The organism is Casimicrobium huifangae (assembly GCF_009746125.1).
In the GTDB taxonomy this organism is placed as follows: Bacteria; Pseudomonadota; Gammaproteobacteria; order Burkholderiales; family Casimicrobiaceae; genus Casimicrobium; species Casimicrobium huifangae.
Map to the genome: position 1 here is coordinate 2,313,614 of NZ_CP041352.1, position 24,819 is coordinate 2,338,432.

Here is a 24,819-nt window from a genome sequence, read left to right on the forward strand (position 1 = left end):
CCATTGAATAATCGAGTTTAATCATCGCCAAGCAAAAGCTGGAATATGTCTGCCGCGAGTGCGGAACGGCTGCTGCAAAGTGGCAGGGACAGTGCTCCGGCTGTGGCGCCTGGAATACGCTGGAAGAGGCGGTCAGCCAGCCGCCACGCCACACCAGGGGAGGCAGCCCGGTACCGGCTTCCTCCGCGATCAAGCTCTCCGACGTACGCCAGGAAGCAACACTGCGCTGGAGCTCCGGCCTTTCTGAGTTCGATCGCGCACTCGGTGGCGGCGTGGTACCTGGCGGCGTGACGCTGATCGGTGGTGATCCAGGTATCGGCAAGTCGACACTGACCTTGCAGGCGATTGCCTCGCTTGCCAGGAATCACGTCACCCTGTACGTGTCCGGCGAGGAGTCAGTTGCCCAGGTAGCTGCCCGAGCCAGTCGCTTGGGGCTCGATCTGTCAAGCATCGTCATGGTCGCCGAGACGTCATTGGACGCCATCATCGCCCACATCGAAGCTCGTCGACCGCACGTTGTTGTTATCGACTCCATCCAGACCCTGTTCAGCGAGGCGTTTTCATCAGCACCGGGCTCTGTCGTTCAGGTCCGCGAGTGCGCTGCGGAGCTAACCCGTCTTGCCAAGCGCAATGGCGTAGCCACTTTGCTGGTCGGACACGTCACCAAAGAAGGCTCGATTGCCGGCCCCCGTGTGCTTGAGCATCTGGTCGATACGGTTATTTACTTCGAAGGCGAGCCGGGATCGAATCTCCGCATCATTCGCGCGCTGAAAAATCGCTTTGGTGCCGCCAACGAAATTGGGGTGTTCGCGATGCTGGAGGACGGCCTGCGCGAAGTTGCCAATCCGTCGGCGTTGTTCCTGGCTCGCGGAGATGAGATCGCAGCAGGCAACGTTGTGTTTGCCTCAATTGAGGGATCGCGCCCGCTGCTGGTGCAAGTCCAAGCCTTGGTAGACCGGGCGGCGGCCAACCCGCGACGCGTTTGCACGGGCTTCGATAGCCAGCGGCTGGCGATGCTTCTGGCGGTAATGAACCGGCATTTGGGCTGTCAGCTGGGTGGGTTTGACGTCTTTATCAATGTCGTGGGTGGCCTGCGGATTGACGAACCCGCCGCCGATCTCGCCATCGTTGTTGCCATTTGGTCTTCGTTGACTGGATCTGTCGTACCAGCCGGCACGGCAGTGTTTGGCGAAGTTGGCCTTGGCGGCGAAGTTCGTCCGGTGGTCGGCAGTGCATTGCGAGTTGGTGAAGCCTCCAAGCTGGGGTTCTCACGTGTTGTTGGCCCCCCGGTGAATCGGCAGGCCAGAGAGCTGGCCGCGGAAGGCTTGCTTGATTCGGTGACCAAAGTGTCGGCTGCGATCGAATCGGTCGCTGGACGTACGACAAGTACACGCAATTGATTGGGAATTTATATTATGTTAAACACAGGTCAACGCATCTTCAATGGTTGGTTGGTATCGTTTCACGCATAACTCCCACTGCCTATCCGGGTATCCTCGCAGTAGCATTCATCAGAGTCCGTACGCAGTAAACGCATCACAATATGGCGCCACCAAACAAGATCGAAGAGTTGGCAAAGCCGCTGCGCGATGCAACGCAGGCGCTGACGCCCGGCGACTTTGAAACGGCGACGAAGCTGCTCGCCGACCCGCTCTGGGACTCACTCGAAGCGCACTACTGGAATGCGTCGCACCCGCTGCCGGTGGGCGCCCGTCAAGCGCTGGAGTGCTACCTGCACCTTGCCAAGACGATGTGGCATAAGGCCGGGCTGGGCCAATCCCATCCAATGGCGCTGTACAAAACAACATTGCTGTCGACAACCGCCATTCAGACTGCACTTCGCATCCTCGCCCGCATTTATGCTGGCTGCAATCTTGGTTACTGCGCCCCGCCCCACGGCTTTTGGCGTGCCGTGTATGCCCTCACCGGCTTCATCGTTTCGGAGCGATTCACCGACAAGCAGGCTCGCGCGAGCCTGCAACAGCAGTCGCTGCAACTTTGGTTGATGGCCTGGCTCAATCCACTGTCGCTGGCGCCCGGACGTCTTCCTGTTGCCGTCCGGCTGGTTGGCATACTGTCCAAAACGTGCAGTTACACGATGGCCTCGCCAACGCATGCCGGCTCTGGCCTCGCCGCCGCAGACCTCATGAGCGACGCACCACCGATGCCCTTTGCGCGCGTGCCTGCCATGTGGGAGCCAGTCGCCCCACTTTATATCAACGCCCAGGACGCGGCATTCACGATTCGCGAGTTGGCGACCCCGCCATCGCGTAACGCGCCTAGCGATGTGTATGAATCGCTGTTGCAATCGGCGCTACAAGTCGGTCTGACCACGCAGGAAATGCAGGATTTCGTGCGCCGGGCGATGCGGGAATTTGGTTACAGCAACGCTCGCGCAATCCCGAGAGTTGGACGGCAGGACAACATCAAGGTGGTCGCTGGATTCATCGACTGCTGGAGTGCGCTGCAGTCCCAGTACAAAACCAGCCCGGGTGCGCCGGGGTACACCGCCTGCTCCGCCGTCGTCGTCAATCACAGTGATGGCGGTTTTCTATTGCGGTTTGATCTGACGCAGCCCCTGCTGTCGGTAGGGACGCTGATCTGCCTTCGTGGTAGCGACGCTGAGCCGTGGACCGTAGGAGCGATCCGCTGGCTTGAGGACAACGATGGCGTGGTCATGGCTGGCTGCGAAGTGCTGTGCAATTTCGCAGAGGCCCGAATCGCTCAGTCAGAAGACCTTGGCAACCATAGCCCCATCATCACCTACCAGAAAAAGGACGTTACGCAGATACTGTCGCCGTTCGGACAGAGCGAACCAACCGGAGTGTCGCAGTACTACGTTGACGGCGCGTGCTGGGTGGTTGCGGTGGCAGCGGAAATCGGAGAAGACTGGCAGTTGAAAACTATGCTCGACGTTACCAATGAGGCCAGCAACTAGTACTAGGTTTTTTATTAGCCTAGGCAGGGTCCGCCCGTCGCATCATATTTGCCGCACGTCGCCTGGGCAGTATGTCGACTCGTTAGCACAATACACTTGTCAAACTCAAAGAACTGCGGCAAACCTGTGGTTTTGCTTAGAACTGTTGTCTAAGACGCAAGCTCTGCCGATATAGCCGTTCATGCATCATCAACCCTCCAAATTTGGCGTGCTCACTACCGATCGTTGCCGCGGATTTACCATTATCGAATTGATGGTTACGGTGGCAGTGATTGCTATTCTCGCTGCAGTTGCCACGCCTTCGTTAAGACAGTTTCTGGTTCGAAATGCGTTCGAAAGCACTGCTCTAGACCTCCGCGGTGCCGTAGCTAGAGCACGAGCTGAAGCAATCGCTCGCGGAGTGGTCGTAACTTTCGCCCCACCGGTAGCGGGGGACTGGATGTCAGGGTACGAGGTTTTTGTCGATCCCTTGCAGAAGGGTAAATTCGTCGCCGGAGATACCGTTGGGGGCGGCACTGACGTCCGAACTTCCGAGAAATTGTTTGTCGGAACTACACCATCTAGTCTGTCTCTGGCGTGGCCTGCAATATCCTCCGACGGCGCATCTTCCGCTCCTAGCTTTCTCTTTGATGCGCAAGGCCGTCCAATTACTTCATCGGGCGCAAAGGGCAATGCGAGCTTGCCGCTGTGCGCCCCAAGTGCTGTCCTGCCGACCAACAATTGCCGTGAAATCGTTGTAGACGTTGTTGGACGTGTACGTGTCAACGCCTTCACGAAATCAATTTAGGTAAAAGACAATGACTGTGTCTCCCAGACAGTCCGGGTTTTCAATGCTTGAGGTTTTGATCAGCATTGTCATTCTTTCTATTGGCGCGCTTGGTGCTGCTGGAATGCAAGTTAGCGCACTTAAGGATACGGGCAGTGCCAATAACCGCTTTCGGGCGGCGAGTTTGGCAACCGCGATGGCTGACAGCTTGAGAGCCGACCGTACCCAAGCAGTAAAGGGAGGCGCGGATTTCACGTCCTCAGTCGCAACCGGTAGTTGCAGCGCGGTGGCGGTACAGCCAGTTAAGCGTTGGCAAAATCAGATCGCCTGCGAGCTGCCCGGAGGCAAGGGCGGCGTGGACATCGACTCCTACTGGAAACGGGCAATCATCACAGTTGAGTGGAACGACTCTCGCGGTACCCAAGGGCAGATGGCACAGCAGTTTCGCCTGGAGACGCGCCTATGAGATCGCCAGCGTCGTCGCGCGTTCGGGGTTTCACGTTAGTCGAGCTGATGGTAGCAATGGTGTTAGCGTTGCTCATCCTCGCCGCAATCGGCGGGCTCTACGTTTCCACAAAACAGACCTTTCGCGTTCAGGACAACACCTCAGGGATTGACGAAGTTCTTCGGGCGATCGAAGAGGACATGTCTCGCGAGATTCGCAAGGCAGGCTACTTTGGATGTTTTCGGTGGAAGCCTGTAACTAGTACGGGAGCGGGTGACAAGTTCGGCCTCACTGCGAGACTGCCTGTGTCGCAGACCAATAAATATCCGATTCCGATGGATGGAACCTCACCGAAGCTTGGGGAGGACTATGACGTCCGGGGAGGCGCATCTACTTCGACAACGGTCGCACCATTGCAATCGACTGTGAATTTGGTGCCCGGGACCGAGTATCTTAGCGTCAGTTACGGGCAACCGTTGGCATACCTGTCTTCATCGATGACGACAGGTATCGACAAGTTGATACTAAACAGGAAAATCCCGGTCAAGAACGGTCAGCCTTTGCTGCTCTCCAACTGCGACGCAATGACGCTGATGCGCGCGGATCAGGATGGCCCTCGCGATGACATCGCACACGATCCTGCCGCTGGTGACAATGTATCGCTTGGTGATCCAATTTGGGCGTACACGCTCTTTGCGCAGGGCTCCACGTTGATGTCGTTGCAGTCGTCGGTCTTTTTTCTAGGTCAGAAGAGCGGCGATCCGCCGACGCTTTATCTGCTGTCGCCTGACGACACGACCAACCCGGCACAACCGTTAGCCGCGAACGTCGAGCAGTTGAATTTTCTCTACGGCGTAGACACTGGGGCCAACTATCTGACCTACAAGACAGCTGCGGACGTGGCCGGCGGCGGTGAATGGAAAGCCGTTCGCGCCGTTAAAGTAGGGTTGGTCGTTCGAAGTGCCGATGACAATGTGTCCGAAAACGCCGCAAATGCGGGCGTGAATTTTGTCTGGAATGGAGCGGCAGGGCGATACGATGCGAACAACACCGCAACCGATCGACGCATGCGCAAGGCGCATGTATTTACCGTGGCCATCCGTGGTCGCTCTCCCGCGATTTGATATCTGAGGCTTGTATGTCGATGCCGACCGATCCTATCACTTCATCAAAAATGAAGCGCTGTTTTCAGCACTCGGCCGAGCTGGATAAGCACCGGCAAGGAGGCTTGGTGCTAATCACTGTCGTTCTTCTACTAGTCGTAATCGCCGCGCTTGGTGCGTCGTCCATGCGTTCGGCGAACATACAGGAGCGTATATCCGGCGTGTTCTATGACAGAGCGGTTGCGTTGGCTTCATCAGAAGCCGCGCTGAGCGACGGCAAAGAATATCTCTTGCGCCCCGACTTTGAGGCAACCAGCACCGCAAGTAAAGTGCGTGATGGCAGTTTGTTGTACTCGAGTGGCACTGCAGACGGCTTTACCGCGCTGTCTTGGGTCGAGGCGAGCACTAATTGGGTCTCCGGGACACTGGCACTTTTGCTCGGTACTTCTGACGGCAATACAGATACTCTGACGCGAGTAAAGGCCCAGCCGGCCTATGTCGTTGATCGGTTCCCGGACATGGGGATATCAACAACAACAAAGTTTCAAGTCTTTCGTGTGACTGCACGTGGCGCGGGCGGGCGTGATGAGAACGCTGTCTACACGCACGTGCTCTCTCGTATGCCTGTTTCGACCGGGAGTTAAGTGTATGAGTCGCTTTGAATTGCGCGCTCGCGGTGTGTCTGCATCTTTTGTGTCAATAGCCACAACTGCAATCGTCGCTGCGATGTCGCTGTATTTTGCGCCCAAGCCGACGTACGCGGCATGGCCTAATCTTCCCACGACACCACTCGCAACGCAGGTTGTCGGCGATCCCAACATGTTGATGACGCTCGACGACTCGGGAAGTATGTCATGGGCGTACGCGCCCGACAGCATCAGTGGCACAAAAAACCAAGTCTATTTCCTGTCGCCGCGCGTCAACGCGATGGCATATGACCCCTTTGATGTGTATGAGCTGCCTTATGACCCTGCGATTAATGGCAACCGTCTGACAACATCGTTTACGTCAGCGTATATGAATGGGTTCCACACAGCGCGTGGCACCGTGAATCTCTCGACCTCGTATCGCCCTGTTTCTGTACTTGATCCGAACAGTTCGGGTTCGATCAGTTACGCGGCAGGTCCAACCGCCACCCCCTTCACCGCGCAGGCGGCGTTTATTTATGCGTTTTACAACGATCTGAGCCCGAGTAATACCTTGCCCGCGCCGGGCACTGATCCGGTGACTTTCGTTCGTAGAACCACCGTACCTGCTGGTTGCCCAGGACTTACCGGGAAGACAACGGCATCGTGCTATATCAAGATCGTCATATCAGGAAATAGCACGCATGAGCAGAATTTCGCGAATTGGTACTCCTTCTATAAAACGCGGAATCTGGCAGTGGCGTCTTCGGCGAATATCGCCATGTATGACTTGAATCCGAAATTCCGAGTAGCGTGGCAAACCTTGTCGTCATGTAAGGGGTTCAACATTTCCGGGTCCTGCAAGGGGTGGGACGGTGTGGCGATTGCAAACAGTTTGCGGCCAATATCGAACACGACACAAAAGCAAAATCTTTACAAATTCCTCTCGCGCCTGCCCGCCTCCAGTAACACACCGCTGCGTAGCGCCGTTCAGCGAGCCGGAACGTTCATCACAACGACCGGGATCGAAAGCCCCCGGGCCAATCAACTCGGCCTCTCCGAGAGTGGGCCAGGTAGCGCACCTATCAGCGCCTGTCGGGCCAACTTTCACGTCTTGTTGACGGACGGTATTTGGAACAACAACGAAAGCATCACGGTCGGCAACGTCGACAACACCAGCGTCGGTTCGCTGCCGGATGGTAAGGCTTACTCGCCTCAGTCTCCCTATAAGGATTCGAATAGCAATTCGATTGCCGACCTCGCATTTCAGCAATGGGCCAACGATGCGCAAACCGGCCTTGCAAATTCGATTACGCCCTACTATCCTGATTCAAGCAATAAGAACTACTGGGATCCTCGTAACGACCCTGCCACTTGGCAGCATATGAATACCTACGCGATCGGTCTGGGTTTGAATGGCTTCCTGAACGGCACTGTCGATGGTACTGCTGGATATCTACCACTTTGGGGCGGTAACATGTATGCGGGCGATTACAACGCGCTTGCTGCAGGGACGGTTGCTTGGCCCAAGACTCAGGACGACTCGGCAGGTAATGTCGCCGACTTGTGGCACGCTGCCATTAACGGTCGAGGCGTGTTTTTTGGCGCTGACTCGCCGTCTGCTGTCAAGGAAGCATTCCGTTCCATTTTCGCCCGAGCCAACAATCAAGTGACGAGCGGCGGCCAAGTGACAGGGACAAGTCGCCGGGTGTCTGCGGGATCGCAAACATTTGATGTCGCCTACACACCATCCGACTGGTATTCGACCATCACTGCATATGGCGTCTATTCCGATGGTACGCGTGGTCTTTCGCAATGGACGACTGACGCAACGTTGCTGTCCGACTCGCCGTCGCGCAATCTTTACACATGGGATTCTTCTACTGGAGCGGCTCGCTCGTTTGCTTGGACTTCGTTCACAACCACAGAAAAAGCCTCGTTCTTCGGAACTACCGCCATCCCGGCTGGTGATCAAGATCTTCTGAATTACCTGAGAGGCAACAGAAGTCAGGAAAGTATCAAGTTCCGGCGTCGAGTGCAGTTACTCGGTGATGTTGTGGGGTCGGATCTCCTCGCCTCGGCGAAAACTGATCAGGGCTACCAGTTTCTGCCGTCAGCTGCAGGAGGAAGCTCTTACGCTGCTTTTGTGAACACGAAGAAAAGCGTTATCTTTGTCGGAGCGAATGATGGCATGTTGCACGGTTTCTCGATCACGGGGCAGGAACTGTTTGGTTATTTCCCCGGTGCCGTGCTCACCAAACTCAAGGATTTGGCCAAGAGTCCGCTCGTGCGTCAACCTCTCGTCGATGGCCCATTGACGCTCGGTGACGCCTATCTTGGTGGAGCTTGGAAGACTTTGCTGATCGCCGGTCTTGGCGCAGGTGGCAAGTCCGTAGTCGGGCTTGACGTGACCAACATCACACAGTCCTCCGGATCGGGGACCTTCACGGCCAGTAATATTTTGTTCGAAGTTACCGACGCAGACATGGGGTACAGCTACGCCAAGCCTGTTGTCGGTCGAACAGCAAAGGGCGACTGGGTGGCGATCTGGGGCAACGGCTATGGCGGAGCTACAGGTCGGGCCGTGCTGTTTGTCTACAACCTCACCACAAAGACGCTCTCGAAAGTCGATACCGGCGTTGGCAGCCTGACGGTGGGCAGCGAAAATGGTCTCGGATCTCCCGTTGGCGTTGAATTCTCCTCGGGCAATATCGTAGGAGTGTACGCCGGGGACTATCAAGGCAATCTGTGGAAGTTCGTGCTCGGAAGTACCGGCACTTTTAGTGCTGCGGCGGGTTCAACTCCGTTTTTCCGGGCTACGGACGCGGGCGGTGTTCGTCAGCCGATTACTGCCGCGCCCGAAGCGTTGTTGCACCCAGCCGGCGGCACAATTGTTTTGTTTGGGACAGGTAAGTTCTTCGAATCCCAAGATCGCACCACGCGTGACGTCAATACTTTTTATGCAGTACGTGATCAAGGCAAGACTGGCATGTTGACGCGCAGCAATTTGGTCGCACAAACCATCACGGCGGGCACTACAGCGGGCTCCGCGTTGCGCGCCATGTCCACGAACACTGTGGACTACTCGTTGAAAGCCGGATGGTTTGTTGATCTCGCGACCACCCTCGCTTCAGGCGGGGCCTCAGGTGAAAGAGTCGTTGCAAAGCCGATCCTGCTGAATGATCTCACCGTATTTGCCACCTACACACCGGGGGAAAACGAGTGTGAAGGAGCAGGCACCAGCTACATGATGTTTGTGAATGCCTTCACGGGTGGCAATCAGTCGCCAGTATTTGATTCTTCGGGCGATGGTGCGATCGATAACGCCGACAAGCCAGCCTCCGGCAACAACTACGCCGGAATCAAGGTCGCTGACGCGGGCGGCACGTTATCAAGTCCAATTGGTAGTTTAGTCGGACTTCAGCCGCTAGGCATTAAAGGAACGCCCGCCGCCGGGCAGACATGCGGCACGCAAGGCAATGCTCCCTGCCCTGGCCCCAATCCAGCTCCGGGCTGTATGGCAGGCCTCATAGTTAAGGGCGGTACTTGCCAACCTCCGTCCTGTCAGCGCGGAAACGTGTGGGCGCAGGCCGCAAGCACTGGCGCTTGTTTGATCTCGCCAGAGGCCAAGTACCCGCGCTGGATGGAGTTGAAATGGAAGTGATGCGCAATTCCAATGATCGGCGTGTCGATGGCTTTACGCTGATCGAGATGCTCATCACGGTGGCGATCGTTGCAATTCTGGCCGCGGTCGCCTATCCGTCCTATACGGAGTACACGAGACGCTCCGAGCGAGCGAACGCCAGGGCAGCATTGACGAACGCAGTCCAGTGGATGGAACGCCAATTCACCGCCAACAACACGTACCCAACTACGGTGGGCACGAGCTTTGACACGAGCAAGTACAGTGTCGCTGTCTCGGCAAGTACGGCGACAAGCTTCACATTGCAGGCGTCACCCGTATCTCCATGGTCAGATCCGAAGTGTGCGACGTTGACGGTTACTAACCTGTCGGCAAAATCAGCAACAGGATCAGAGGGTGGTACGTACTGCTGGAGCAAGTAGTCGTTCCCCTGCCCTGCTAGCCCGTTACAGTTCCGTGTCTCTAGCGTAAGAAACTGGTTTGATATCAGCATCAAGACCGTGGGGCAACCTGAAAGATACCTGCTCGGACTCGCCCGTACCAAGCTGTACACCGTCAAAGCCCCATTCGGCTAGTCTTGCAAGCACTGCAGCTACCAAATGTTCAGGCGTGGACGCACCCGCTGTGACTCCCACCTTGGCGTGCGTGCCGAACCACATTTGGTCAAGTTCGTTTTCGTCATCCACCAGATAAGCACGGTCCCCCAGCCGCTCAGCGACCTCCCGCAGCCGGTTGGCGTTGGAGCTTGCCTTGGAGCCGACAACGATAAACACATCAACGTCGGGGGCAATCTGCTTGACTGCGTTCTGCCGGTTGGTGGTCGCGTAGCAGATGTCGTCCTTGCGCGGCGGACGGATTGCCGGAAACGCAACCTTTAGCGCTTCAACAACGCGGGCGGTGTCGTCAACCGACAGCGTGGTTTGAGTGACGAACGCCAGTTTTGAAGGGTCCCGCACCTTACCTGACGCTGCCAGTTGCTGCACGTCCGCCTCGTCCTCTACCAGATAGATCCCCTCGGTCGCCTGCCCCATGGTGCCTTCGACCTCGGGGTGACCTTCATGGCCGATCATGATGATTTCCACGCCGTCGCGCCGCAGCTTGGCGACCTCAACGTGCACTTTGGTGACCAGCGGACAGGTGGCGTCAAACACACGAAATTTGCGCTCGGCGGCTTCGGCCTGTAACGCCTTGGACACACCGTGCGCCGAGTAGATGACGACAGCACCACCGGGCAGATCGGGAATGTCTTTCAACTCCTCGACAAAGATTGCCCCCCTCGCCTTCAGATCGTCAACGACGTGCTTGTTGTGCACCACCTCGTGTCGCACATAGATGGGAGCCCCAAATTTCTCCAGCGCACGCTCGACGATGGCGATGGCGCGATCAACGCCCGCGCAAAAGCCGCGCGGGTTGGCAAGGATGACGGACTTCGGTTGAAAAGTGACAGGTGCTGCGTTCATGGCCTAATTTTGCCGTGTTTGGCGAGCACTCGACTACACGGGCATGCGCCGATGCGAGGACGGCCTCTCGATCAGCAGGCAATCGTCAATCAAGCCTGGCCGTTGCCCTGCCCCGGTCGCGCCGCAAAAAATGCGGACCACAACATCAGCACGGCGCCAATGCTGATGGCGCTATCGGCAACGTTGAAGGCCGGGTAGTACCAGTTCCACGGTGCCCAGTAGACCAGTACGAAATCGATAACCTTGCCGAGCCAAAGCCTGTCGATCACGTTACCCAGTGCACCGCCGATGATCAGCGCCAACGCGAGCTGGATCCGCACATCATGCTCGCGCTGTAGCCAACGCCAGCACCACGCACTGACGACGATAGCCAGCGCCACAAAGAACCAGCGCTGCCAGCCACCGGCCGTTGCCAGAAAGCTGAACGCAGCACCGGTGTTGTAGGTCAGTATCCAGTCAAAGAACGGCAGCACATTGACGCGCTCGCCAGGCTGGAACTGCGTGTGGAAGTACGCCTTGGTGATCTGGTCGAGGCAGATCACCAGCAGGATGACGCCGAGCCAGCGGCGGGCTAGAACTGCGCTCACTGTGTGCCTCCCGGCCAGCAACTTTTCTGTGAAATGACGCCAGAATGCGGCCTAAGCGCGAAAAATGGCAGTTGTCGACTTTCAGCTAATTTGTCGCATAGCCCAGATTGAATGGGCGTTTGAGTCAAAAGCTGATGGCGCTCACGTCTCGTTCCAACCGTAGAGTGGGCAACTCGTTGCCCAGGCGTTTGCCGGTCGACACAGCCCACGAATTTCGCCTTGTCTTGACGCGTGGGCAGCAGAGCTGCCCACGCTACGGCGACTGTGCACGCTACGTAGACACCGGCGTCGACACCGCCGACACCCACGATCACGCGAACGCCCTCGTCTCGCCGGCGCCGTAAAGATTGCTGATGCAGCGTGCGCAGAGGCCGGAGTGCGTTGCGTCTGTCCCGACGTCACTTCGGTAGTGCCAGCAGCGCTCGCACTTGGTTGCGGCACTAGGAGCAACACTAACGCTCAACACGTCTCCTTGCTTGACCGTAGCCTGCGACGTGATGAACACAAACTTGAGGTCATCGCCCAATCGCGCGAGTTCTGCTGCAAGGTCAGCAGGCGCCTCAACAATGATTTCGGCTTGCAGGCTGGAGCCCACACCGCCCGATTCACGCACTGCTTCGATCGCCTTAGTTGCCGCAGCCCGTACTTCGCGCAGCTTCGCCCAGCGCGCCAGCAGCGCGGCCTCGTCAGCCACTTCCGGCAACGGCTGGTTGTAAAGCTCGAAAAACACGCTCGCTTCGGTTACGTCGCGGCCCGGATTGAGCGTTGCCCACACCTCCTCCGCAGTGAACGACAGCACCGGCGCCATTAGCGTCACGAGCTGACGAGTGATCATCGCCAGCGCGGTTTGCGCCGAGCGGCGCGCCTTGCTGTTGACGCCGCAGGTGTACAGGCGGTCCTTCAGCACATCGAGGTAGAAGCTGCCGAGGTCGTCGGAGCAGAAACTCATCAACTGCTGCATCACGACATGGAACTCGTACCGCTCGTACGCGGCCACGCATTCGCGCGCCATCGCGCGGGTCATCGCGATGGCGTAGCGGTCGATCTCGCTCATCTCGGCCAGCGGCAGCGCGTGCTTCGTCGCGTCGAAATCGGACGTATTGGCCAGCAGGAAACGCACCGTGTTGCGTACGCGGCGATAGGTATCGGTCACCCGCTTGAGGATTTCATCCGACAGTGCCAGTTCGCCCGAGTAATCAGTGGCCGCGACCCACAGGCGCAGAATTTCCGCGCCGAGCGTGTCCGACACCTTCTGCGGCGCCACCACATTGCCGAGCGATTTGCTCATCTTGCGGCCGGTGCCGTCGACCACAAAACCGTGCGTCAGTAACGCGTCATATGGCGCGCGGCCGTTGATCATGCAGCTCGTCAGCAGGCTCGAATGGAACCAGCCGCGATGCTGGTCGGAGCCTTCGAGATACATGTCGGCCGGAAACCTGCTCTGCGCGACGTGCGAGCCGCGCAACACGGTCTCGTGTGTGGTGCCCGAGTCGAACCAGACGTCAAGCGTATCGGGGTTCTTGACGTAATCCTTCGCTTCGTCACCCAGCAGCTCGGCCGCATCCAGCGTTTGCCACGCCTCGATGCCACCCTGCTCCACGCGCTTGGCCACGGCTTCCAGCAATTCACTGGTACGCGGATGCAGAGCACCGGTTTCACGGTGAACGAAGAACGCCATCGGCACGCCCCACTGCCGCTGGCGCGACAGCGTCCAGTCCGGCCGGTTGGCGATCATGGCGTGCAGGCGTGCCTGGCCCCAGCCGGGGAAAAACTGTGTGTCCTGCACGGCCTTGAGTGCAGTCTCGCGCAACGTCGCGCCCGCCTTGGGCGTGACGTCCATGCCCGCAAACCACTGGTTGGTGGCGCGGTAGATGATCGGCGTGCGGTGCCGCCAGCAGTGCATGTAGCTGTGCTGGAACTTCTCTGCCTTGAACAGCGAGCCCTTCTCGCGCATGTGCTCAACGATCTTCGGGTTGGCGTCCCAGATCGAGAGGCCACCGAACTCGGGCAGCGTGGCCACGTATTTGCCATCGCCCATCACCGGCGTCAGCACCTCGTCATCCTTCATGCCGTAAGCTCGGCAGGACTGGAAGTCCTCCACGCCGTAGGCTGGCGCCGAGTGCACGATGCCGGTACCAGTGTCAAGCGTGACGTAGTCGCCCAGATACACCGGGCTCAAACGGTCGTAGAACGGGTGATGGAAGGCCACGCGCTCCAGCGCCTGCCCCTTGCAGGTGGCGATCACTTTGCCCTGCAGGTCCCAGTTCTTCAGGCACGCCTCGACACGCTCCTGCGCCAGCAGCAGCAACGGTCGGGCAGCATCGGTCGTCTCGACCAGTGCGTAGTCGAACTCCGGATGCAGGTTCAGCGCCTGGTTGGCCGGCAGCGTCCACGGCGTAGTGGTCCAGATCACCAGATAGCCCACGTCATGCGGGAGCTTCGGCAAACCGAACGCCTTGGCCAGCTTGTCGCTTTCAGCAAAACGGAAACCGACGTCGACAGCGAGGTCGGTCTTGTCGTGATATTCGACCTCGGCCTCGGCCAGCGCCGAGCCGCAGTCGAAGCACCAGTTCACCGGCTTCAGGCCGCGGAACACGTAGCCCGCGTCGTAAATCTTGCGCAGCGCACGGATCTCGTCAGCCTCGTTGCGCGGCGCCATCGTCAGATACGGGTTCTCCCATTCACCGAGCACGCCCAAGCGCATGAAGTCCTTGCGCTGCTTGTCGATCTGCTCGGTGGCATAGGCACGGCTCTTCGCCTGCACTTCTTTCGCGGGCAGGCCCTTGCCGAATTTTTTCTCGATCTGGATCTCGATCGGCATGCCGTGGCAATCCCAGCCGGGCACGTAGGTCGCGTCAAAGCCCGCCATCAGGCGGCTCTTGACCACGATGTCCTTGAGGATCTTGTTGACGGCGTGGCCGATATGGATGTCACCGTTGGCATACGGCGGGCCATCATGCAGCACCCAGCGCGGGCGGTTCGCCACTTTGGCGCGGATGGCGTGATAGAGCTTCTTCTCCGTCCACTCGGCGACCCACTTCGGCTCGCGCTTGGCCAGATCGCCGCGCATCGGGAACGGCGTGTCGAGCATGTTGATCGGGTATTTGGCGGGGGCTTTGGTCTCGCTGGACATAACTATTCAGGTAAGCGGTTGGTCCCGGAGGCTACCGATGCTGGTCATCGCAACGGCAGTGCCTTGGCAGGCATCATTGAAAGGTTGGCTTGCGCCACATGGCGCCCCCGGGGCGGGGTTCCCGTGTTTGAGGGAACGATGAATTAGCCGGCTGCGACAAAACAGCGCAGCAGCGTTTCAGCCGCTAATTCGGTAGTGCCGCGTTTGCCGGGCCAGCGTCTTGGTGACGCACAGGCTGGGCTGGCGAAAGGGTGGGAACCAAGTAGACATCCGCATATTGTCTCGCAATTTGGTGCATACCGCCTTGCAGCGCAACAATTTGCCCGGCAACGACCCTTTCTACGGCGCAACTGCAACACGGTTGCGCCCACCGCGCTTGGCCCGATACATCGCCAGATCCGCGCGCTCGACCAACTGTCCGGCGTCGTAGTCGGGCGTGGAGGCGATTCCGGCACTCAAGGTCAACGACAGCTCCGGGGCGATCGTGCCCCAGTTGAATCGGGATACGCGCAGCCGCAGCCGCTCGCAGATGTCAAAGGCGTCGGCAGGGCCCAGATCCGGCATGACCAGCACAAATTCCTCGCCGCCCGTGCGCGTCACCAGGTCGTCGGTGCGTGTCAGTTCAGTCAGCAGATCAGCCATTTGCACCAGCACGCGGTCCCCAACTGCATGACCGAAGACGTCATTTACCCGCTTGAAGTGATCGAGGTCGATGACTGCCACGCTCAGCGGCGCGCCGATCGACTGCGCGGCGCCGACCAGTTCGGCGAGGTGGGTGTCGAGCGCACGACGGTTGCCGAGGCCGGTCAACTTGTCCTGCATCGCGATGCGCTCCAGCACCACGGCGCGTGAGGCGTGTGCCTGTGCAACGCTGTAGGCGCGCTCCAGCACCTTGCGCTGCGACTCGTCAGCCTCCACCCGGGTCACCAGCAATTCCGAGCGGTCACGCAATTGCTGCATCGAGCGCTGGCTTTCGAGGCGACGGAACGATTCCAGAGCGGCCAACGCGGCAGTGGCATCGCCCTCACTGCGGTGCACGAGGTAGAGCGCATAGTAAGCGCGCAACTGGGTCGCGATTGGCAATGACTCTGAAGCAAGCAAGCCATGCAACAAGCGGTTGGCCTCGGCGAACTCGCCACGCGCCAGCAGCCATTCACCAATCGAGCACTCGACCCGTGGCGCGATGGCGCGGTAGCCGCCATCGTTCGCTTTCGCCAGCGCCTGCTGCAGCAGCGAACCGGCTTCTTCCAGCTCACCCGCGTGCACCAGCAGTTCGCCCAGGTTGCCGAGGGCAAATACGTCGAAATAGGGATCGTTGAGCGTAGGGGCCAGTTGCAGCACCTCGCGGGCGAGCGGCACGCTGTCATCGAGTGCACGTCGCGCCTCTGCAGCGCCGACACCATCACGAAGCGAGTAGAACTTGCCGATCAGCACCGCCGCCAGATTGTTGAGCGTAGCGAGCAGCGGATAGGTTTCGCCGTGGCGCCGCGCCAGCGCCAACCCGTCGCGCAACAGCCGTTCGCCCTGCCACGGATCCCCCGAGCGTTCAAAGCACCCCCCCAGCAGGCTGAACGCCAGTATTCGTCCGCGCTGATCATTCTGCTCGTCGGCCAGACGGTAGCCTTCGGTCGCATGGCGAATGGCAATGCCAAACTGCCCGGCATCGCAGGCACAAATACCAGCCCAACGCAATGTCTCCGCGTACGCCTCGCTCATGCTGGCCTTGCGCAGCAACGGCAATGCGGTGTCAGCCATCTCGATCAGTCGCTCGCCAAGCCCCATGCGAAACAGGAAGAAACAGCACAGGTGCGCCGCCGCTGCGCGGTCGTCGGTGGCGACTGCACCGTCCAATGCTCGCAACGCGATCGTCAGCCCGTCATCAAGCGCCGCGCAGTCGCGCGCCTGCGACAGCAGCGCGGCCACGGCGGGCGAGACCGAGTTTGCTGTGGGGGCAATGGGCTGCGGCATCTGCGGGGGCCCTGCCAGTCAGCCGCCAGCTTTGGCGAACACCGTGCGGACAGCCGCGATATCCCGATGCATCTGCTCGGTCAGCAACTCAAGGGTCGCAAATTTTTCTTCGGCGCGAATCCGCTGCACAAATTCGACCACGATGCGGCGACCGTAGAGATCGCCCTGAAAGTCCAGCAGAAATACCTCGAGCAAAGGTTTGCCGTCTTCTTTCACGGTTGGCCGCACCCCGACGCTGGCGGCGCCCGTCACAGCCTGGACGCCGGCAACATCAACGCCGTAGACGCGGACTGCGTAGACCCCCGAAAGCGGCAGCGGCGCCCACAGCGGCAGGTTGATGGTGGGGAAGCCGAGCGTGCGGCCCAGCTTGTCGCCATGCGCCACCCGTCCCGAGATTCGATAGGGGCGACCAAGGATGGCGGCTGCCGTCACCACGTCGCCCGATTGCAGCGCCTCGCGCACCAGCGATGACGAAAAGCGCACATCCATCGCTTTCACTGCGGGCATCACGTAGCACTCGATGCCATTGGCGGTGCACCAGGCATGCAGCGTCTTGATGTCCCCGGCGCGGCCCTTGCCATACCGGAAGTCGTCGCCGACGATGACCCATTTCGCATTCAGACCGACCTTCAGCACCTGCTGGCAGAAGTCGTCCGGTGCCATCGCCGCCACCGCCGGGTTGAATCGCAACAGCTGGATATGGGTGATGCCGACCGTCCAGATGCAAAGCAGCTTGTCGCGCAGGCGCTGCAAGCGCGTGGGCGGCGCTTTGCCGGCAGCTTGTGCGAAATATTCACCCGGCGCTGGCGCAAAGGTCAGCGCGACCGGCTGCAGACTGCGCTGGCGGGCGGCCTGACAGACCACTTCCAGCATGGCCTGATGACCGCGGTGCACGCCGTCGAAGTTGCCGATGGTGACCGCCGTCCCGGTACCAGCGAAGGCACCCGGTCGAATGTCCCGCGCCAGCGTTGGCTTGCGGGGGACAGCAGCGGGCCGTGGGTGCTCAGTCATGACGTCAATACCATAAGGCCAGGGCGCAAAAGCAATTGATTTTATTGGATTTTGTGGCGCTGAGAGACGCTTCTCGCCATGCCTCAAGCCGCGTCAGTTTGCTTCGTGGCGGCGTTTTTGCCCGAATGCAGATCGACTTTTGGCCAAATCACGGCCTGAGCCCTTTTGCGGCGGCGGTTCCATAAGAAAGCTGTCTGCATCTCCGGTGTGACGCTATTCGCAGCGTTGCAGCCGGTCGAGCCACGGAAAGTACAACGCCGTGACAATGCGCGGTGCTGCGCCGTCAAGCCCGGCAACGCCGGGCTCGCAGCGATCACGGGCGGCGAAAACCTGTCGATAGGCAGCCAGCTGCGGTGCATACAACTCACATTGGTGCGATACCCAGGCATCAAGCGCTTTCGGATCGGCGGTGTCCAAATCTGCAGGTTCCGCAAACTTGTAGTCCACGATCCAGCGCTCACCCTCCTCGGTCACGAAGCTGTGATCGACACGGAGACCGGTGGCCTGCCCCGTCGCCGGATCAACGGTGCTCAGACTGAACTCCTGCACCGACTCGCGGTGCGATGCCCCAAACAGGAAACGAACATTTTCGCGCGTGTGTGCCGTTGCAAACCATCGGACCAGGCGACCCGCCACGCCTTCGACGGTCACATCCTGATCCGGATCATCGACGGCACCAGCGTCAACGAGCGCACGATGCGCAGCATCTTCCGACGGGCTGAATGCCAAAGCCCCGACGCGCAAGGCAGCTGCCAGGCCTTCGAACAGCAGATGCCCCACGATGCCGACGGCGCGCGCCAGGCGCCTCGCGGGCTGCGTATCCAGCGCCGCATCGGGGGCGTCGGCAACGTAGGCCGGCCACGCTACAACGGTCTCGTCGAGCGGTGCGGGCACAGGCCCGCGCGTGAGCGACGCCGCGAGGTGGAGGCGACGATCAACGGCGCCAGCCTCGGCGGCGGTGGCGGTGGCACCAACGCCTTGTCCAAGCCAGAACGAAAAGCTGCCGTACGGCGGATCGCGGTGCGCCGCCTGGCGGCTGATGGTGAGCGTGCGCCGGGCGCGGGTCACCGCCACGTAGAGCTGCCTTTTGCTTTCGTCGAGCCGCGACGCCCGATTGAAGCGGGCAAGAAAGTCGTAGACGCTACCGGCCTCGCGCTTGCGCGTATCGCGCGCAGCGAAGGCATAGCTACGGGCGTCCTGCTCCCGGCCCGGCTGTCCGGGCAGCGCCTGAAAGCGCCAGGCTGCCAGCGAACGTTGATCGGCGCGCGGCGCGCGATCGCAGCCGACCACAAACACGTGATCCCATTCCAGGCCTTTCGCGCGGTGGATGGTGAGCAGCTCGACCGAGCCCTCGCTGGTTTCGCCGGCGTCGGCGGTCGCGGACGCGGACGCGAAGGACTGGCGCTTGCTTTCCATCGACATCAGCAGTGCCTGTCGTGGCGGCAACAAGCCGTCGGGCGCCAGCTCGGCGAGCCACTCGAAGAATTGCGCCGTGTCTCGCCTCGCCTCGTTGTCGGCGAGTAGTGCGTCGCCGTCAAGCGCGCACCACACGGCCTCCACCCGCTCGGCAACCCCGGATAGCCACGCGCGCGCCTCGCCAACGCGCAACGCAGCGTGGGCCCGCCTGATCCGCGCCAGTTCGCCGGCGTCCAGCGATGCTGCCCACTCGCCAGCTAGCAGTGTCCATGCGGGCCGCGCAGGGCTCTCACGCAGCGCCATCGCGAAACGCGACAGACTATCGAGCGTCAGCCCCACCCACGGTGAGCGCAGCAGCGCGAACAGCGCCAGCCGGTCCCAGGGCGCGGCCACGGCATAGGTCAGCGTCAACAGGTCGCGCACCCGCTCGCGTGCCGACCACAGCGCAAACTCGTTGGCGCTGAACGGAACGCCACGAGCGCGCAGCGCGGCAATGACGGCGGCGGCATCGCCGCGCGTACGCGCCAGCACCGCGATGCTCTGCTCCGGCTGGTTCTGGCGCCGCCACGCGATCGCTGCGGCCACCTCTTGCGCCTCCTGCTCGGGGCTGCTCGCTGCGATCTCACTCTGGCCCTCGTCGTCACCGCTTGCATGGGTGGCAATCGCGGCGACAAAGGGCACCGGGTCGCGATCGGCGAACAAGCCGCGCGCCCCGCTTGCAAAAGCGCCGTCCAGCGAGTGATTCACCCAGTCAACGACGGCCGGCTGCGAACGGTAATTGGCATTGAGCGTCACGGCGGTCAAACGCACCCCGCCAACGCCGACGCGCTGTGCACGCCGAAACAGACTGACGTCAGCATCGCGGAAGAGATAGATGGACTGCATCGGATCGCCCACCAGAAACAGTGTGCGACCATCTCCCGCCGTCCAGTCGGCGGTGAGCAATGCCAGCAGCTCAAACTGCGCAGGATTGGTGTCTTGCACCTCATCCACCAGCACGTGGCGCAGCTTGGCATCGAGGTTCGCCATCACATCGGCACGGTTGTCGCGCAATGCGGCCAGCGCCGCCGTCATGATGCCGCTGAAATCGGTAACACCGCGCTCGCGCATCAATGCGACCAGTTCAATCGCCGCGTGTCGCAGCAGTACCAGCGTGTCGCGCAATGCGGTCTCGTGTTCGGCCAGCGCAGCGAGTGTGGGCAGATGATCAAGATCGTCGAGGCTTCGGGCCAGATCGTGCTCGTGCTGCAAGGCTTCGAGCAGCGCCACCATCTGTTCCTTGCGCTGGCGGCGCAATGCGGGGTCGAGATCAGCAAACGCATTGTCATCGTGCTTTGGAAAGCCGGCAGTTTTGTTCACGCCGCCTGGCTTGCGCCACGTCCGCTGACCGCTCTCGCCGGTCAGCAGCATTGCGGCCAATGTTTGCCAGCGCGACAGCGCAGTGAGCGCCGCCGGCAACGGCCAGTGCGCCGAGAGTTGCCGCCGGGCTTCGGCTTGATCAAGCAACTTCGCCTCGCTGCCGGGGCGATCCCACACGGTGGCGCAGTAGGCAGCCAGTTCCGCAATGTTGCCGTGCCGACCCAACGCGTCGCTGGCACTGACCAGTGCACGCATTGCCGCGTCCGCCGCGTCGCGCAGGGCTGCGGTCAGCTCGGCGATCGCTTGAGGCGAGGTGTCAATCGCCGCGCCGAGCCATTGGGCGCGTCGCGCCAGCAGGCCTGCGAGCAGCTCAACCACGCTGTCAACCTGATTGCCGGCGACGGTCAGTACCCCGCGCACCGCGTCAGCCACTTCAGCAGCACCAAGCGCCCGTGTGGCGGCCTCACGATAGAGCGTTTCAGCAGCATCGGTCACGCTTCCGAGCGCCCCCTCCCCGGCCACACGGGATAAATAACTGCGAGCCACGATACGGGCGCAGAAGGCGTCGAAGGTGTCGATCACCAGGCGATCCGGTTGCTCACGCAAGCGCCAGCCGAGCGCCTGATCACGTGCGAGTACCGGCAAGGCCAATGCCCGTCGCGCCAGTTCAACGGGACGCATTGATGGTGCAGCAGGCTGCGCTGCCTGCTCCAGCGCGCCAATCAGGCGTTCGCGCATCTCCTGCGCCGCCTTGCGGGTGAAGGTGATGGCCAGCACCTCAGCTGGATCATCCACAGTGGCAAGCAACGCCAGCAATCGTTGCACCAGCAGCTCGGTTTTGCCTGACCCCGCCGGCGCCTGAACGATGAATGAGCCTTTCGGATCGACCACTCGCTCACGCGCGCGACGGTCGGCGATGAGCGCTTCGTCGGCGTCAGCGCTCATCGGAATCTCCATCAGCATCGGTCAAGGCCGCGGCACCGCCGTCAGCATCATCGCTGCCGCTGAGCGACCATCGCTCGCGGCAGAAGGCGCCATATTCGCAGGTACGACAGGTCAGTTCACCCTTGATCGGCGCGACATGAGCGACGCCGCGTTGCCATTCGTCGACCAGATCGCCAATCGCCCCTCGCCAGACGTTGAGTGCGTTGTCCCATTGGTCAAGACCGTCGTCAGCGCCGCGTTTGCGTTTCGGCAACAGATCATCGTCGTCACCAACACCGATGCAATCGACGCTGTCGTCATTAACCGTGAACCAGGCCACACCACGCACGGCCGGCCACTGCGCACCCGCCGCATCTCGCTCGACGTCGTGCATCAGGGCGTAAAGGGGTAGTTGCGGATCCGCCAGACGCCCGGAGTTCTTCTCCAGCACCCAGTCATTGCGCGTGACTTTGCCGGTCTTGTAGTCAAAGATCACACGCATCGCGCCGTCGTCGTCGATGCGATCGAGTTTTCCTTCAAAGCGCTGTCCAGCGACCACGGCGGCAACCGGCCGCTCCACCGCGACGATTGTGAAGTCGCCGCGACGCTGGTCACGCTCAATGACACGATCAAGCAACTTCTGAATGCGGGTCCGCTCGGTGTGCCAGACCGCCTCGGCGATTGTTGGCCGCGCCTTCCTTTCGTCATCAATCAGCGCGTCCAGTCTGGCAATCGCAGCAGCACGGGCGTCCGCACCCGCCATACGCGCCATGCCATAACCCGCAAGCACGCCGTGCACCAGATTGCCGCGCACAATCGGTGAGATGCCCACAGCCAGTGTCGGCCATGGTTGCAGCCCCAGGCGCATTGCCGCCGCGCGGCGCGGACATTGCGCCTGTTCACGCAGCCGGCTGGCACTCAGCGGTCGCACCAGTGAGTCCCGCTCATTAGCGGAAGGCAACAACTCGTCGTTCATCGTCGCCAGAGACGCAACATTGTGTGACGCCGGTTGCCTTGCAGCAGCCGTCACCGTGGGCCAGCCGTGCAACATGGGCGAAAGGCCTACCTCGCCATCGTCGTTGCGTTGCGGACAGGAGATGCTCAGGTCACCGATCAGCGTCCGCCAGTTGTGCATCAGTCGCGCCGAACGTGCCAGCACCTCCGTCCGGGCGCCGAGCCCAACCTGTTGTGCGGACTGCCAGCTACGAGGCAGCAAGGGGTTCGGCGAGAACGCCTCAGGCAGTACCGTGTCGCTCATCCCGACCAGTCGTGCGCAAGATAGCGGTACACCGGCAGACTCCAGCAGACCGATCACGTGCAACCGGGCCTTACCCGCTTTTGGCTGGAACACGGCGTCGTCCGCTGCGCGTGTCAGCTCGGACAAAGCCTGCGACCAGTCCAGCGCCGGAAACCAGCGATCGAGGTGCTCCCAGCGCTGCAACAGCAACAGCCAGGCTTCATCCAGCTGGAACAGATCACTGCGCGGTATCTGCGCTTGCGCGGTCAGTGCGACGACGAATGCGTCAATGCTTCGTCGATGTTCGCTTCGGCGCTTGCGACGCTTCTGCTCGCTGGTCAGACCGTGCAGCAGCGATTGTGCCGCTGGCGTCAGCGGCCACCCGTCGAGACGCGCATCCGCGATGCCATGATCGATGTGTTCCTGCAATCGACGATGAACACTGTGGACCATCGCTGCGGCGTTCCCCCAGCGTGGGTGAGTCAACGCCTGTGCCAGACTTTCCACCGCCACTGGCCGAACGGTTGCCGCAAGCAACACCAGCAGGGAGCGTACAGCCGGGTACGCCGCCAGCGACTGCCCGAGCGACAGATTGAAGCTATCGTTGTCTCGCTCCGGCGCCTGCCACCAGTCGACATTGCAGTGCGTGCGCAGGTCGCGTCGCCAGGACTCACGCTCGCTGGCCAAGCCGGGAACGATCAACGTAACGTCCTCGCCAGGGCGCGACGCGAGCATCTTGCCAGCCCATTGCAGCGCGCAGTCGCGATCATGGTCAGGATCATGCGTACGTTCGACTGCGGGGCACTGCTCAGGCACCGGCGGTAGATCGTCAACCTTTGCAATGTCGACACCGAGCGCAGCAATTCGCTGCCAGAGGCGCGCAAGGGCGGGATCAGTAGCGAAACTCGGCGTCAGGCGAATGTGTGCGGGCAAAAGCGCCCGCCATGCGGGAAAGGTTGCGGCAAGCCGGTCCGGCAACTCGGCGTGAGTCAGCGCCCGATTGGATGCCAGCCAGCGCCTAGCGGAGACGCGCATGGACGCGAACCAGGCAACGTTGTCATCAACAGCTTGCGTGGTGGTCGGCAGTGCCGGGCGTGGCAACTGGTGTCGTTCCGCGAGCAACCACGCCTCTTCGATGAGCGCCACGGCGCCTGCGCACTCACTGGCGAGAAGCCCGGAATGCTCCGAAGCGAGGCGGTACCAGAGTGCCCGCTGCGCCTCCTGCGGCAACAGTGCTGGTGCGTCAGCGATGAATCCAAACAACGCAGCCCGCTCCCACATGGCTGCAAGCCACGTCTCGGTAGCCACACAATCGCGAAATTGGTCGCCACGGGCAACCAGGTGGCGTCGCCAGCCGCGCGCAGCGCGATCACTTGGACAGAGATAAACGGTGTCGGCAGAGTGGTCGTCGGAATGGCTCATCACCACCGATTGTTACAAAGCGGAGCGGTCCCACGCACTCGCAATCGGTTCTGCAGTCAGACGGCAGCCGCAACGAACACCAGAGCAGGCGCGCAGCCTCAGCCGCAGAGCCCGACAAAGTGCGTTGCCGTCAGCGCACCGGAGTGCGTACGTGCGCGGAAGCCGGTCGTCGCGGGTGGCACGCTCCACCAAAAGCTCTCCGGCCCCTGCATGTCAAAGCTGTCGGCAAGGCCCGGCCACGGCAACGACAGCGGGCTCGCACCGGGCGGCAAGGTGACTTCGCCATCGGCAGCCGGCGGCTCCTTGTCAAGCTCCGCCACCAGCGCACTGGATAGCGCGGTGTCGACGGCGTCAATGTTCATCCTGGCGCTCTGTGCATCGGCGACGACATGCGCCCAGGCGAGGGCAATGGGCGCAGCCCGCGGCAGCAGGCTCATGGCGTTCTTGTCCAGAATCGCCGTGGTGACGAGGAACGGAAAATTTCTGCCAACGCGATCGCACGAGGGCGCCAGCACACCCAGCTGCCCGATTGGCACACCGGACTGCACCGGCAGCAGAAACGCCCACTTCGGCGTGTTGCCCCAGAGCGCCCAGCCGGGCGCGGGGTTTCGCTCCTTGAGCACCTCCATGCCAGAGGCGCACCAGCGATCCCAGAACTGCTGCAGGGGATACGGCATGCGCCGTGAAATGAAATCACCCGCGCCAGGCAGCTTGCCGAAATAGGCAAAGCCAACGTTGGCGGCAGGATCCGTGCTGCTGGGGGCGACTGGCGAGCTCATGC

16 protein-coding genes are annotated in these 24,819 nt (G+C 61.0%); 8 read left to right on the top strand and 8 right to left on the bottom strand.

Features of this window, described 5'->3' with window-relative positions:
* The first annotated feature begins 23 nt into the window (after positions 1-23).
* From radA to FKL89_RS20465, 8 genes are all read left to right on the top strand, one after another.
* Entirely contained in the window at positions 24-1,400 is a 1,377-nt protein-coding gene (gene radA / locus FKL89_RS10535; RefSeq protein ID WP_156862715.1) for a DNA repair protein RadA, read from the top strand.
* A 143-nt stretch (positions 1,401-1,543) separates the two neighbouring features.
* Complete coding sequence (locus FKL89_RS10540; RefSeq protein WP_156862716.1) at positions 1,544-2,938, top strand: hypothetical protein; 1,395 nt, start codon at positions 1,544-1,546, stop codon at positions 2,936-2,938.
* Between the two features lie 208 nt (positions 2,939-3,146).
* Positions 3,147-3,725, top strand: coding sequence for a pilus assembly FimT family protein (locus FKL89_RS10545; RefSeq protein WP_238363317.1), 579 nt, complete (start codon positions 3,147-3,149; stop codon positions 3,723-3,725).
* A gap of 10 nt (positions 3,726-3,735) precedes the next feature.
* A complete protein-coding gene (gene pilV / locus FKL89_RS10550; protein WP_156862717.1) occupies positions 3,736-4,170 on the top strand; it encodes a type IV pilus modification protein PilV in 435 nt (144 codons plus the stop codon).
* Positions 4,167-5,273, top strand: a complete 1,107-nt coding sequence (locus tag FKL89_RS10555) for a PilW family protein (RefSeq protein ID WP_156864656.1) — start codon at positions 4,167-4,169, stop codon at positions 5,271-5,273. The genes pilV and FKL89_RS10555 overlap by 4 nt, the downstream gene beginning before the upstream one ends.
* A 14-nt stretch (positions 5,274-5,287) precedes the next feature.
* On the top strand, positions 5,288-5,896 hold the full coding sequence (locus FKL89_RS10560) for a pilus assembly PilX family protein (protein ID WP_156862718.1): 609 nt from the start codon (positions 5,288-5,290) through the stop codon (positions 5,894-5,896).
* A gap of 4 nt (positions 5,897-5,900) precedes the next feature.
* Positions 5,901-9,542, top strand: a complete 3,642-nt coding sequence (locus tag FKL89_RS10565) for a pilus assembly protein (protein ID WP_162527489.1) — start codon at positions 5,901-5,903, stop codon at positions 9,540-9,542.
* Positions 9,533-9,943, top strand: a complete 411-nt coding sequence (locus tag FKL89_RS20465) for a type IV pilin protein (RefSeq protein WP_272953694.1) — start codon at positions 9,533-9,535, stop codon at positions 9,941-9,943. Before FKL89_RS10565 ends, FKL89_RS20465 begins: the two co-directional genes overlap by 10 nt.
* Positions 9,944-9,967: 24 nt before the next feature.
* Here FKL89_RS20465 and ispH read toward each other — a convergent pair whose 3' ends face one another.
* The 8 genes from ispH to tagF form a co-directional block, all read right to left on the bottom strand.
* Entirely contained in the window at positions 9,968-10,981 is a 1,014-nt protein-coding gene (gene ispH, locus FKL89_RS10575; protein ID WP_156862720.1) for a 4-hydroxy-3-methylbut-2-enyl diphosphate reductase, read from the bottom strand.
* An 89-nt stretch (positions 10,982-11,070) separates the two neighbouring features.
* On the bottom strand, positions 11,071-11,568 hold the full coding sequence (lspA, locus tag FKL89_RS10580; protein ID WP_156862721.1) for a signal peptidase II: 498 nt from the start codon (positions 11,566-11,568) through the stop codon (positions 11,071-11,073).
* A 310-nt stretch (positions 11,569-11,878) separates the two neighbouring features.
* Positions 11,879-14,701, bottom strand: coding sequence for an isoleucine--tRNA ligase (gene ileS, locus FKL89_RS10585; protein WP_156862722.1), 2,823 nt, complete (start codon positions 14,699-14,701; stop codon positions 11,879-11,881).
* A gap of 339 nt (positions 14,702-15,040) precedes the next feature.
* Positions 15,041-16,669 carry a diguanylate cyclase gene (locus FKL89_RS10590; protein ID WP_156862723.1) on the bottom strand — a complete coding sequence of 543 codons (1,629 nt, stop codon included), beginning with the start codon at positions 16,667-16,669 and terminating at the stop codon, positions 15,041-15,043.
* An 18-nt stretch (positions 16,670-16,687) separates the two neighbouring features.
* Entirely contained in the window at positions 16,688-17,680 is a 993-nt protein-coding gene (locus tag FKL89_RS10595; RefSeq protein ID WP_156862724.1) for a bifunctional riboflavin kinase/FAD synthetase, read from the bottom strand.
* Between the two features lie 213 nt (positions 17,681-17,893).
* Entirely contained in the window at positions 17,894-21,400 is a 3,507-nt protein-coding gene (locus FKL89_RS10600; protein WP_162527490.1) for a UvrD-helicase domain-containing protein, read from the bottom strand.
* Complete coding sequence (locus FKL89_RS10605; protein WP_156862726.1) at positions 21,390-24,038, bottom strand: PD-(D/E)XK nuclease family protein; 2,649 nt, start codon at positions 24,036-24,038, stop codon at positions 21,390-21,392. The genes FKL89_RS10600 and FKL89_RS10605 overlap by 11 nt, the downstream gene beginning before the upstream one ends.
* Before the next feature lie 98 nt (positions 24,039-24,136).
* Positions 24,137-24,817: a type VI secretion system-associated protein TagF gene (tagF, locus tag FKL89_RS10610; RefSeq protein WP_156862727.1), complete on the bottom strand. Its 681-nt coding sequence runs from the start codon at positions 24,815-24,817 to the stop codon at positions 24,137-24,139.
* Positions 24,818-24,819 lie beyond the last annotated feature (2 nt).

Bases quoted from the DNA above. Each gene is read 5' to 3' on its own strand.
- FKL89_RS10540 (WP_156862716.1), top strand. From the start codon at position 1,544: ATGGCGCCACCAAACAAGATCGAAGAGTTGGCAAAGCCGCTGCGCGAT.
- pilV (WP_156862717.1), top strand. From the start codon at position 3,736: ATGACTGTGTCTCCCAGACAGTCCGGGTTTTCAATGCTTGAGGTTTTG.
- FKL89_RS10555 (WP_156864656.1), top strand. From the start codon at position 4,167: ATGAGATCGCCAGCGTCGTCGCGCGTTCGGGGTTTCACGTTAGTCGAG.
- FKL89_RS10560 (WP_156862718.1), top strand. From the start codon at position 5,288: ATGTCGATGCCGACCGATCCTATCACTTCATCAAAAATGAAGCGCTGT.
- FKL89_RS10565 (WP_162527489.1), top strand. From the start codon at position 5,901: ATGAGTCGCTTTGAATTGCGCGCTCGCGGTGTGTCTGCATCTTTTGTG.
- FKL89_RS20465 (WP_272953694.1), top strand. From the start codon at position 9,533: ATGGAAGTGATGCGCAATTCCAATGATCGGCGTGTCGATGGCTTTACG.
- ispH (WP_156862720.1), bottom strand. From the start codon at position 10,981: ATGAACGCAGCACCTGTCACTTTTCAACCGAAGTCCGTCATCCTTGCC.
- ileS (WP_156862722.1), bottom strand. From the start codon at position 14,701: ATGTCCAGCGAGACCAAAGCCCCCGCCAAATACCCGATCAACATGCTC.
- FKL89_RS10590 (WP_156862723.1), bottom strand. From the start codon at position 16,669: ATGCCGCAGCCCATTGCCCCCACAGCAAACTCGGTCTCGCCCGCCGTG.
- FKL89_RS10595 (WP_156862724.1), bottom strand. From the start codon at position 17,680: ATGACTGAGCACCCACGGCCCGCTGCTGTCCCCCGCAAGCCAACGCTG.
- FKL89_RS10600 (WP_162527490.1), bottom strand. From the start codon at position 21,400: ATGAGCGCTGACGCCGACGAAGCGCTCATCGCCGACCGTCGCGCGCGT.
- FKL89_RS10605 (WP_156862726.1), bottom strand. From the start codon at position 24,038: ATGAGCCATTCCGACGACCACTCTGCCGACACCGTTTATCTCTGTCCA.
- tagF (WP_156862727.1), bottom strand. From the start codon at position 24,817: ATGAGCTCGCCAGTCGCCCCCAGCAGCACGGATCCTGCCGCCAACGTT.